An 11,968-nucleotide genomic window follows, 5' to 3' on the forward strand; every position below is an offset into this window, starting at 1 on the left:
CAGGGTCTACCAGGCGTCCGTGACACGGCGCCGATTGGCCGTGGCCTGAAGTTGGAATGGGCTCACGGTCTTGGCTAATCAGGCGCACCTCCGTGAACTGGCTGAATTCCCCTATGGGCAGGCCGTTCCGGCGGTCATGGACCGGTGCGGGAAACCATCCGTTCCACGAACGTCGCAAGGAAGGGCTGCGCTGAGCCGTGGTTATCGTCATCACCCTTATCTGGGGCGCCGTGCTGGCGGTGTTCGGCGCGCTCCACTGGTATGCCTGGCGCCGTCTCGTACGTGACACGACACGTCCGGGCTCGCTCCTGCGGCGTGCCGGAAGCGGTGTCTTCGTTGCCGGACCTCTGCTGGCCGTCGCCGCCGTGGCGGCCGAGACGAGAGCCCCGTTCCTCCTCCAACAGATCCTTGCCTGGCCCGGATACCTGTGGATGGCGCTGTTCCTGTACCTCGTGCTCGCACTGCTCGCGGGCGAGGCCGTCCGGCCTGTGCTGCGGCGCCTGCTCGTGCGACGACGGGACGTTGACACGCACGAGGAGGCCCACTCGGCAGTAGGGGCTGTCCCATCCTCGCCCGGTGAGTCCGGGGCGGATCGGAACACGGAACTCGCCGTCGGCGGCTTCCGGCCGGTGCCGGGCGCTCGCGGGCTGTCCTGTACCACCCCGGAAACCGCGGCGACCGTCATCGTGGCGGCGCATTCGCCCACACCGGAGCCCGAGTCCCTGCCGCGCCCTGGAACAGCGAACCCCTCACGGCGCCTGTTTGTCTCCCGCATCATTGGCGGCAGTGCCGCGGCCCTCGCCGTCGGCACCGTCGGCCACGGCACGTACGGCGTGCTCCGCGGCCCCAAGGTCAAGCGTCTCACCGTTCCGCTGGCCAAACTCCCGCGCCGCGCGCATGGGTTCAGGATCGCCGTGGTCAGCGACATCCATCTCGGCCCGGTTCTCGGCCGTGGGTTCGCCCAGCATGTCGTCGACACGATCAACGCCACCCAGCCCGACCTCATCGCCGTCGTCGGTGATCTGGTCGATGGCAGCGTGAAGGACCTCAGCCCGGCCGCTGAACCGCTCGCCGGGCTGCGGGCACGTCACGGGACGTTCTTCGTCACCGGCAATCACGAGTACTACTCCGGCGCCGAGCAGTGGGTCGAGAAGGTACGGGAGCTGGGTCTGCGCCCGCTGGAGAACGCCCGCACGGAACTGCCCGCCTTCGACCTGGCGGGCGTCAACGACCTGGCCGGCACCGATGAGGGCCAGGGCCCCGACTTCACCCGGGCCCTGGGCGACCGTGACCGCTCCCGTGCTGCCGTCCTCCTCGCCCACCAGCCGGTCGTCATCCACGACGCCGTCCGCCACGGCGTCGACCTGCAACTCTCCGGCCACACCCACGGCGGCCAGCTGTGGCCCGGCACCCTCATCGCCGATCTGACGAACCCGACGCTCGCCGGGCTCGAACGCTACGGTGACACCCAGCTCTACGTCAGCCGCGGCGCCGGCGCCTGGGGCCCACCCGTCCGCGTGGGCGCCCCCTCGGACATCACTCTTGTCGAACTCGCCTCGACACGGGCCTGACTGGGCCGCGACTTCGAGTCTTGATCTGGCAGGTCTCACTGCCTCGTTCGGTGAGGGTGGCAGAAACTCACAGCAGCGCGACGGCGGTTCACCGGTTCGAGGAGCACGAGCGACTGCGCGGGTGGCAGGTGGAATCCGAGATCCTGCACCGGGCAGCCGTCTTTTTCGAACCGGCGCCCCACGGCTGACATGCTCGCCGGGATCACGGCATAGACCGAGTGGGGGCGGCGTCGCCGAGACCGAACTGTTGGACAGCGATCTCGCGTAGTTCCACCTTGCGGATCTTTCCGGTGACCGTCATGGGGAATTCGTCGATGACGCGTACGTAGCGCGGGATCTTGTAGTGGGCGAGCTTGCCTCGGCAGAACTCGTGGACGGCCTCGATGGTGAGCGGCTCAGCGCCGTCCTTCATGCGCAGCCAGGCCATCAGCTCTTCGCCGTACTTCGTGTCGGGCACGCCGACGACCTGTGCGTCGAGGATGTCGGGATGGGTGTAGAGGAACTCCTCGATCTCGCGGGGGTAGATGTTCTCGCCGCCGCGGATGACCATGTCCTTGATCCGGCCGGTGATGCTGACATAGCCCTCGGCGTCCATGACTGCCAGATCTCCTGTGTGCATCCAGCGCTCGGCGTCGATGGCCTCGGCGGTCTTCTCCGGCTCGTTCCAGTAGCCCAGCATGACCGAGTACCCGCGGGTGCACAGCTCGCCGGCCTCACCCCGGGGCACGGTCAGGCCGGTCACCGGGTCCACGACCTTGACCTCCAGGTGCGGTCCCACCCGGCCGACCGTGGAGACACGACGGTCCAGTGAGTCGTCCGCCCGAGTCTGGGTCGAAACGGGCGAGGTCTCGGTCATCCCGTAGCAGATGGAGACCTCCTCCATTCCCATCCGCTCGATGACCTGCTTCATCACGTTGATCGGGCAGGGAGAACCCGCCATGATGCCGGTCCGCAGACTGGACAGGTTGTAGGAATCGAAGTCCGGATCGGCCAGCTCGGCGATGAACATGGTCGGCACTCCGTAGAGCGACGTGCACCGCTCCGCAGCCACCGCTTCGAGGGTGGCTTTGGGATCGAACGAAGGCCCGGGGATCACCATGGTCGCGCCGTGGCTGGTACACGCGAGATTGCCCATCACCATGCCGAAGCAGTGGTAGAAGGGCACCGGGATGCAGACCCGGTCCTCCTCGGTGTAGTGACACAACTCGCCTACGAAGAACCCGTTGTTCAGGATGTTGCGGTGCGACAGAGTCGCCCCCTTGGGGAAGCCGGTCGTCCCCGACGTGTACTGGATATTGATCGGGTCGTCGGGGCTCAGGCCCGCACCGATGTCGGCCAGACGCGCCCGATCCCCCGAGAAGCCGGTCTCGATGAGGTCGCTCCACGAATCCTGGCCGATGAGCAGAACATCCTTCACCGTCGGACAGTTCGGAAGTGCTCGGGCGAGCATCGCCGCGTAGTCGGAGGTCTTGAAGGTCGGCATCGCCACCACCGTGCGAACGCCTGCCTGGTTGAGGACGTACTCCAGCTCGTGAGTCCGGTAGCTGGGGTTGATGTTGACCAGAATGGCGCCGATTTTCGCGGTCGCGTACTGAACGAGGGTCCACTCCGCGCAGTTCGGCGACCAGATGCCTACCCGATCACCTTTGGCCACGCCCGACTCCAGCAGTCCGAGCGCGACCGCGTCCACCTCCTCGGCAAGCTCTCGGTAGGTCCATCGCCGCTCCGTCGGGACGTCGACGAGAGCTTCCCGTTCGCCGAAAGCAGCCACGGTGCGGTCGAATTGGCTGCCGATGGTCTCGTCCAGCAACGGCGTCTCAGAGACGCCCGAGGCATAACTGAGATGAGGCGTAACCATGAAAGCTCCTTGAAACCATGACGAATTGAGGACGTGTTGAATGGGGAGTTCGGCGAAGATCGGGGCTGCCTCGGCCGTTTCGGGCCTCTATCGCGGCGGTCGGCTGCGGAGCGGCTGCCGACCTCGTCGAGACGGTGAGGTCACCGCGCCACTGGAGAATCGCTAGAGGATTCCGTATTCGCTGGCCCGGGCCAGAGCTTCGACGCGGTTGCGGGCGCCCAGCTTCTCCAGGGTTCGCTGGAGGTAGGTCTTGACGGTGTTGCGGGTGAGGCCGAGAGCCTCGCCTATCTCCGGATTGGTCTCACCCATCGCGACCCTGCGCAGAATCTCGTACTCGCGGCGGGTGAGACCGCATTCCTTGAGCTTCCTGGCCAGCAACACATTGAAGTCGGGCTCGAGGTCGGTGGAGTCCACGCGTTCGCCGGCGTTCACCCGGCGGATGATGTCCACCAGATCGGAACGCTCGGTGTCTTTGACGACGACGGCGTGGGCTCCGGCGTCGAGTGCCGCGTCCAGAGCCGCGTGTTCCGGATACGCGGTGAAGATCACTACCTTGACGCCGGGGGAGTGCGCGCGCAGTGCCCGGATCACTTCAGGGCCGAGCATGTCCGGCAGTCGCAGGTCGAGCAGGACGACATCGGGCTGGAGACGTCCGGCGGCCGTGATGGCCTCGCGCCCGGAGCGGGCGTATCCGGAGACGGTGATCCACGGAGTGTTGCTGAGCGCCATGGTGACGCCGTCGAGGACGATGGGGTGGTCGTCCACGACCAGCACGCGGATTTCTGTCGTGATCATGCGGGGACCCATGCCTGGACGGTGACGCCGCCGTCTTCGTTGCCGCCGATGTCCAGTCGCCCGCCGACCCGTGTCAGGCGCTCGGACATGGTCGACATACCGAGTCCTTCGGGGTCCCTCCCAGTGGTCGGCAGGCCCACACCGTCGTCGCTGATCCTCACCGTCACCCCGTTTGAGGCGGCGAACACGCTGAGCACGACGGAGCGTGCCTTGGCGTGTTTCTCCACGTTCAGCAGCGCTTCCCGGGCCGTACCGGAGAGCGCGCCGATGCATGCCGATGACAGGGCTGGCAACTCGGTGACGGTGATGAGGCGGGCGACGATGCCCGTGCGCTCCTCGAAGGCGCGGCAGTCGCCACGCAGGGCCACGCCGAGACTGACCTGCTCGGGTGGGGCGCTCAGCGCGTGCAGTGACCCGCGCAGGGCGGCCGCCGCTTCCGCAGCCTGCTGCTCGATGTCGCCCAGCCGGGACTGAAGGGCGTCCCCGGAAGGCAGGTCGTCGATCAGCGCGCGGATCCCCGCGCCAATGGTGAACAGCGTGGCGCCGACGGTGTCGTGCAGGTCGACGGCGACGCGGCGCCGATCCTCATGGACGGCGACTTCGGCTGCGTGCTTGGCCCGCTCGGCGACGACCGCGGCGGCAGCGGCACGGCCGGCGGCCTGCTCCAGCGCCTGTGTCGCCCGGTCGCCGAACGACGACGTGAACCGGTTGGCTCCGTAGAGCACACCCAGAAGCTCGTCCTCATAGATCATGGGAACGGCGATGACCGCGCGCAGGCCCTCACTCTCCACCTGTGACCTGAAGTGGTGCGTGATGTTCTCAGCGCACTGGTAGTCGCTCACCGACAGCAGACGGCGGTGTTCGATCACCTGCCCGCCGAGTCCGCGGCCTCTGGGCACAGCGAGTCCGTTGATCGCGGGTGTGCGGGTGTTCACCATGTGTCGCAGCACGATCTGATCGTCGCCGTCCGGTTCGCCGACCCATGCCACATCGACACCGCTCAGGGCTGGGACGTCGTCCACGATTCGGCGCATTGCGGTGGAACCGTCGAACAGGGCCAGGATCTGGCTGTAACCATCGGTGAGTTCGGAGAGCAGGTTCACCTGCGGCGGCCTTTGCCGCTCCAGTGCCACAAAAGACATGCTATGAGGCCTTCCGTCGGGCCACCAGGGTTAACAAGCCCGTAATACGGTCCTGCGGCCGATCGTCACTGCAAATCCGTTCCCGCGCTATCTCCAAGTGGAGACCTCTGCTCGGGGTCTCCGAGGAGCTATCAGGGCGCTGCCGGAACGGTCCTCCCCGTACAGGTTCCGCACGGCCGCACCCACCAGCGGTGGTCATCGCGAACAGCAGCAGCGTCCGGCTCAGCCTGGCCGTCACACCATCAAGCAGGCCAGACCGCGAGGCCGGGGTCGAGGCCCTGCTGAACCAGGCACTGACAGGTCCTCCCTCGTTCCAAGCGGCCGACTTAGCATCGAATGTATGGACCAGCGAAGTCAGATCCGAGAGTTCCTGTCCTCGCGACGGGCACGCATCACGCCGCAGCAGGCGGGGCTGTCGGTGCCGCTGCGTGGTCGGCGGGTTCCGGGGCTTCGGCGTGAGGAGGTGGCGACCCTCGCCGGGTTGAGTGTGGATTACTACAACCGGCTCGAGCGAGGCAAGCTCGCCGTGGCCTCCGACAGCGTGCTGAACGCCATCGCAGGTGCGCTGCAGCTCGATGACGTCGAGCGGGAGCATCTGTTCGACCTGGCTCGTGCCGACCAACCCGCCGCCCGGTCTCGGACGCGCCGGGCGGCCGCTTCTTCAGTGGGTTCCGGGGTACAGGCCGTGCTCGACGCGCTGGTCGGTGTGCCCGCGATGGTGCGCAGCCCTCTGCTGGACGTAGTGGCCACGAACCACCTCGGCAGGGCGCTCTATGCACCGGTGCTCGAGGATCCCCGGCAGCCGGCGAACTTCGCCCGTTTCACCTTCCTCGACCCCCGGGCCCGCGAGTTCTGGGTGGACTGGCCGAAGGTCGCTGGTGACATGGTCGGTCATCTGCAGGCAGCGGCCGGACGTGATCCGCATGATCGCGCACTCACTCAGCTCGTCGGGGAGCTGTCGACGTGCAGCGAGGAGTTCCGGGTCTTCTGGGCACGGCGCGACGTCCGGGTCCACGCCCGCGGCGTCAAGGCGTTCAAGCACCCCGTCGTCGGCCCCCTCGAGCTGGCCTTCGAAGTCATGCACCTGCCCGCCGAGCAGGGCCTGCTCCTGGTCGCCTACACCGCGGCGGCCGGTACCCCCTCGCACGACAACCTGTCCCTGCTCAACGCCTGGGCTGCCACCCCGGGGCAGCAGACGAACGAGCACCCCCAGCCACCGACCCCAGCCCACCCGCCGGGCACCGAGGACAACAAAAGCGGGTGATCCGGTTGCCAGGTATTGCGGTCGCCACTTCCTCACCGCCCGTGCGGCCTCGTTCGGATTACCGGACTCACCGGCATGCCACTGCCGCGACGCCCGTCTGACCCGCCTGGCCTCTGGGACAACCAGGGCCGGCAGGAGTTCCACCTGTCCGCCACCGCCGAGGTGATCACTGTGCGGGAAAGGGCCGGGAGGCGCCGCCAGGTCGGTTTCCACTTCTGTCAGGCGCCCACAACGGTGGCGGAGCTGTGAAGTGTCGCAAACCTCAGGCGCTCGCCGCAGTCAGCCGCCAGCGGGAATAATGGGGACATATGCCGCGCCGGTCTGGAGTCGCACGCCGGGGAACGGCGAAGATCTCGGCGCGCGCGAGCTGAGCAGTGAGGGAGGGCCGCATGGCGACCGACGAGGTGCCGGGGGCGTCCGCCTGTGTCGTCGACGAGTCGCTCAGTGCGAACGTCACTATCGACGGACACGGCATCGTGACCGGGTGGAATGCGGGGGCCGAGGTATTGCTGGGGTACTCGCCCACGCAGATCGTGGGACAACCCGCGGCTGGTCTGCTGGCCGAACAGATCGACGAACCGGAGCTGCGCTCCCTCGCACGGCTGCCCAGATGGAACGGGCGGATTGCTCTCCGCCACCGCGACGGCCACCGTCTGCAGGTCAAGGTGCTGGCGCACTCAAGGGCGCCGGACGGCGGGCGGATCGGAGAATGGTTCCTGGTCTCCGCGCTGACCGGGCTGCGGCATCGGCCCGACGACGACGCTCTCATGAACCAGAACAACGAGCAGGTCGCGGGCTACCTCATGGCGGCGTACGACACAGAGCTGCGCCTGCGCCGGTCCAACGAGGCTGTGCATCGTGCCCTGGCGCTGAGCGAGGACGACATGCGCGGGCTCCGGCTGCCGGAGTTCCTGGACCATCCGGAGATGGCGAGGCAGGAGCGGTTCATGCGGCGGGCACTGGAGACCGGGGAGCCACAGGTCATGGAGGTCTACGGGAGCGCCCCCAGCGAGAGTCGCGAGCATGCCTGGTCGGTCTTCATCACCCCGCTGAAGGACAAGGACGGCCGTGTCCTGGGCGTGGGTACCGCATCTCATGACATAACCGAGGAGTATTGGGCCCGTAAGCGGCTCCTGCTGCTCGCTGATGCCAGCGCGCGTATCGGCAGCACCCTGGACATGACGCGGACGGCGCAGGAACTGGCGGATGTGACCGTCCCGGAATTCGCCGATTTCGTCAGCGTCGACCTGCTCCCCTCCCTCGGCGGTGCACACGAGCCGCGCCCGGAAACGGGCGCGCCGCCCGGCTCGGTCTCACTGCGACGGGTCGCCCACCGGTCCGTGATACCGGGGAACCCTGAGGCGGTCGTGGCCCCGGGAAGCGTCGACGTGTACCCGCAGCATTCCCCGCCGGCCGAGAGCCTGCGGGCGGGCCACGCCCTGCTGCACCAGCCCAGCGATCCCGCGATCACCGAGTGGGCGGCCCGCGATCCGGGCCGGGCCGCCAACCTCCGCGACTTCGGTATCCACTCGGTGATGACGGTGCCCCTGACCGCCCGCGGCACCACCCTGGGCGTCGTGGTCTTCCTCCGCCACCGGCATCCCGAAATGTTCGGCGAGGACGACCTCATGCTGGCCGAGGAACTGGCCGCCAGGGCAGCGGTCTGTATCGACAACGCTCGGCGTTACACCCGCGAACGCGCCACCGCGGTGACCCTGCAGCGCAGCCTGCTGCCCCGGACACTGCCCGCGCAGGCCGCGGTGGACGTCGCGTCCCGCTATCTGCCGGCAGGCGCCCGGGCCGGAGTGGGCGGGGACTGGTTCGACGTGATCCCGCTGTCCGGCGCCAGAGTCGCCCTGGTCGTCGGCGACGTGGTCGGCCACGGTATTCACGCCTCTGCCTCCATGGGGCGGCTGCGCACCGCAGTGCTCACCCTCGCCGACATGGACCTGCCCCCCGACGAACTGCTCACCCACCTCGACGACATCGTCGCCCGCCTGTCCACCGAAGGGAAAGACGCCCCGCGGCGGGATCCGGATGGGGAGGAGGCGGGGGAGGAGACCGCCGGGGATGTCGGTGCGACCTGTCTGTGCGCCGTGTACGACCCGGTGTCCTGGCACTGCGCGATCGCCCTGGCCGGACATCCAGCACCTGTCCTGGTCACCCCCGACGGCACCGTGAAGCTACTCGACCTGCCCGTCGGCCCCCCGCTGGGACTGGGTGGACTCCCCTTCGAGGCGACCGAGATCGAACTGCCCGAGGGCAGCCTGCTGGCCCTCTACACCGACGGACTGATCGAGTCCCGCGAGCGGGACATCGACGACGGCCATTTCCTGCTGTGCCAGGCCCTCGCCCAGTCATTCGCCTCCCTGGACCACCTCTGCGACGCTGTTCTCGCCGCCCTCCTTCCCGGCCGTCCCTCCGATGACGTCGCCCTGCTCATCGCCCGCACCAAAGCGCTGGACAGCGACCGGGTCACCACCTGGGAAGTACCCGCGGACCCAGCCGCTGTCGCCGAAACCCGCAAGCAGGCCATTGCCCAACTGGCGGCCTGGGGAATGAACGACGCCACCTTCGTCACCGAACTGATCGTCAGCGAACTCGTCACCAACGCCATCCGATACGGAGAGCCACCCATACATCTGCGTCTGATCCACGACCGGAACCTCATCTGCGAGGTCTCCGACGCCAGTGGCACCGCCCCCCACCTGCGCCGCGCCCGCACCTTCGACGAAGGCGGCCGCGGCTTGCTCCTGGTCGCCCAGCTCACAACCGCCTGGGGCACCCGTCAAACCGCCCAAGGCAAAACCATCTGGGCGGAACAGGTCCTCTCCGGAGATGCGGATGCGTGAACTCATGCCCGTTGCGTGGTGCGGTGGGGACAGGTGGGCCGGTCGTGGACCCGCCGGTCGTTTACGGCCGTGGCCGGGTGAACAGGCCAGGCTCGTTTCGGTCTCGGTCAGGAACCCGCGGTCGGGCAGGCGCTTGAGCTTGAAGCGGATTGCCCTCGGTGTGCGCAGCTCCAGATGAGCGCGGAAAGGGGTGAAGGGCTCCACGTCGACGACGGTGGAGCCCTGCAGCGTGATGCTGCCCCGACGAGAGCTCAGTCACGCAGCAGCTCGTGCTGCCACTGGGTCTGGGGCTGGTTGTGCAGGTCGAGGTAGGCCTGTGCGAGGACTGCCGGATCGAAGCGCTCTTCGCCGCCACCGATCGCCCCGGCGATCGTGACGCTGGTGACGTGCACGCCTGTCCCGGCCAGCTTCTCGTGGAGTACTTGCGCGTATGTGCGGATCCCGGCCTTGCCGATGGACAGGGATGCGAATTCCGCGGACGGGGAATGGGCGAGGCCGCCGCCGGAGAACAGCAGGCTCCCGCGGCCGTCACGGAGCGCGGGGAGGACGGCGTCGGCCGCGACCCTCGCCCCCAGGACGTTGACGGCCAGAACGTCGGCCCAGTCCTTGTCGTCACCGCCGATGGGCGCGTCCTTGCGCACCACCGCGGCGTTGTACACGAGCACGTCGGGAGCGCCCAGCTCGGCGATCGCGGTGCGGAGCGTGCCGCGCAGGCCGTCGGGGTCCGTGACGTCCGCGGGGTAACCGCGGACGTCCTGGCCGGTGGAGGCGAGCTCGTCGGCATAGGCGTCCAGCCTCGACTTGTCGCGGGCGAGCATGGCGACGGGGTGTCCGGCGCCGGCGAATGTGCGGGCGAGCGCGACGCCGAGTCCGGGTCCGACGCCGACGATGATTGCGGTTCCGAGGGCCATGCTGGTCCTTCCTTCGATGGGATGGGGAGCCAGGCCGTTGATCATTTTCGGCCTGTCGTTCTAGGCGTTCGGGTGGCGGGCGCCCGGAATGGCGACCTTGCCGCCGGCTGTCCGGAGCCGCACGAGGTCTTCGGGAGGTGGAGCTCTCGACGGGCGAACGATCAACGTCGCCCCCTGAGTACGGGGCGGTCGGCTTACGCGACGGACAGCGACCGCCGCCCGACCGCCCAGACGGTCAGCGCGATGGTGAGCAGAGCGGCGGCGCCGGTCATCACCGTCGTCCACCCTCCGGCCTGCCAGAGTGTGGCCGCCAGCACGGAGCCGACGGTGGCGCCGATGAAGTTTCCGGTGACGAAGGCGGTGTTCAAACGGCTGCGGCTCCGCGGCTCCACGTGCATCAGCCGGGACTGGTTGAGCACGTTGACCGCCGGGATGGCGATGTCCAGCAGTAGGACCGAGATCAGGACGATGATGATTGACCCGGCGCCGGCACCGGCGGCGCTGAGCACGACCGCGGCCAATGCCAGGAGCAGTCCTGCGCCGGTACCTGGCACCGACCAGCCGCGGTCGTGCAGACGGCCGGCCCGCTGGGCGGTCAGCGCACCGGCCAGGCCGACGAGACCGACCAGACCGATCCGGCTCACCGAGTATCCGAACGGGGCGGCACTGAGCAGAAAGGTCAGAGCGGTCCAGAAGAGAGTGAAAACGGTCATCGCGATGGCACTCAACACAAGCGAGACCTGCACCGACCGGTGGCGGCGCACTGTGGTCAGCACCGACGCCAACAGCGTCGTGTAGCCGACCGAGGCCCGGGAGGGAATCGCCGGCAGCACCCGTGCCAGGATGGTGGCGAGGACCACCGTGAGTACGGCGGCGGCCATGTAGATCGCACGCCAGCCGAACGCGTCGGCGACCAGGCCGCTGATCGTGCGCGATGCGAGAATCCCCATGAGTATTCCGGAAACGACGGTGCCGACGACCCGGCCGCGCTGATCGTCGCGAGCCAGGTCACCTGCCAGCGCCACCAGGAGCTGCCCGGCCACCGTGGTCACTCCGACCAACGCGAGCGCGACCAGTAGCATGGCGAAACTCGGTGCCGCGGCGCTGCCCGCCAGGGCGAAGGCCGACGCGAGCATGATCGTGGGGATGAGCCTGCGCCGGTTGAGACGGTCGCCCAGCGGCATCACGAAAAAGGCCCCGAGCGCGTAGCCGATCTGCGTCAGAGTGACCAGCAGGCCGGCGGAGGCGGGACTGATATGCAGTGATCCGGCCATCTCATGGAGCAGTGGCTGCGCCCAGTACAGGTTGCCGACCGCGGCGCCGCCGGCGATCGCGAACAGCAGCGTCAGACCGCGGTTCATGCCGCTGGCGCCAGGGGCGGAGACGGTGGCTGCAGACGTGCGGTTGGCGTCCGCTGCCGTGGTCTTATTGGTCATGCCTTCCAGGCAACCAGCCCTACCGACAGTGCGGCAGGACCTGTTAAAGGGGGTACTGGCAAGTCCTCCTTGAACCGACCGGCAAATGGATCACTTGAGGCGCCGGGTGGTGGGTCCGCCGTCCCGGTGGTACCGCTAG

Annotated in this window: 8 protein-coding genes; 3 read left to right on the top strand and 5 right to left on the bottom strand. The window is 68.2% G+C overall.

From position 1 onward, the window contains the following. Window positions 1–197: 197 nt before the first annotated feature. Window positions 198–1,571: a metallophosphoesterase gene (locus Sri02f_RS39455; protein WP_109006114.1), complete on the top strand. Its 1,374-nt coding sequence runs from the start codon at window positions 198–200 to the stop codon at window positions 1,569–1,571. A gap of 202 nt (window positions 1,572–1,773) precedes the next feature. Here the strand turns inward: Sri02f_RS39455 and Sri02f_RS39460 are convergent, their stop codons facing one another. The 3 genes from Sri02f_RS39460 to Sri02f_RS39470 form a co-directional block, all read right to left on the bottom strand. Then, window positions 1,774–3,429, bottom strand: a complete 1,656-nt coding sequence (locus Sri02f_RS39460; RefSeq protein WP_109006115.1) for an AMP-binding protein — start codon at window positions 3,427–3,429, stop codon at window positions 1,774–1,776. 162 nt (window positions 3,430–3,591) lie between these two features. Continuing rightward, a complete protein-coding gene (locus Sri02f_RS39465) occupies window positions 3,592–4,224 on the bottom strand; it encodes a response regulator transcription factor (protein WP_218029934.1) in 633 nt (210 codons plus the stop codon). Beyond that, window positions 4,221–5,357, bottom strand: a complete 1,137-nt coding sequence (locus Sri02f_RS39470) for a GAF domain-containing sensor histidine kinase (RefSeq protein ID WP_159106873.1) — start codon at window positions 5,355–5,357, stop codon at window positions 4,221–4,223. The genes Sri02f_RS39465 and Sri02f_RS39470 overlap by 4 nt, the downstream gene beginning before the upstream one ends. 349 nt (window positions 5,358–5,706) lie before the next feature. On the opposite strand from Sri02f_RS39470, the gene Sri02f_RS39475 reads away from it, so the two are divergent. Further along, a complete protein-coding gene (locus Sri02f_RS39475; RefSeq protein WP_109006118.1) occupies window positions 5,707–6,630 on the top strand; it encodes a helix-turn-helix transcriptional regulator in 924 nt (307 codons plus the stop codon). 389 nt (window positions 6,631–7,019) lie between these two features. Beyond that, window positions 7,020–9,482, top strand: coding sequence for a SpoIIE family protein phosphatase (locus Sri02f_RS39480; protein ID WP_109006119.1), 2,463 nt, complete (start codon window positions 7,020–7,022; stop codon window positions 9,480–9,482). A 251-nt stretch (window positions 9,483–9,733) separates the two neighbouring features. Here Sri02f_RS39480 and Sri02f_RS39485 read toward each other — a convergent pair whose 3' ends face one another. Then, a complete protein-coding gene (locus Sri02f_RS39485; protein ID WP_159106874.1) occupies window positions 9,734–10,393 on the bottom strand; it encodes an SDR family oxidoreductase in 660 nt (219 codons plus the stop codon). A gap of 194 nt (window positions 10,394–10,587) precedes the next feature. Next, window positions 10,588–11,829: an MFS transporter gene (locus tag Sri02f_RS39490; RefSeq protein WP_109006121.1), complete on the bottom strand. Its 1,242-nt coding sequence runs from the start codon at window positions 11,827–11,829 to the stop codon at window positions 10,588–10,590. Window positions 11,830–11,968 lie beyond the last annotated feature (139 nt).

It is taken from the genome of Streptomyces rishiriensis (genome assembly GCF_003112535.1).
In the GTDB taxonomy this organism is placed as follows: Bacteria; Actinomycetota; Actinomycetes; order Streptomycetales; family Streptomycetaceae; genus Streptomyces; species Streptomyces rishiriensis.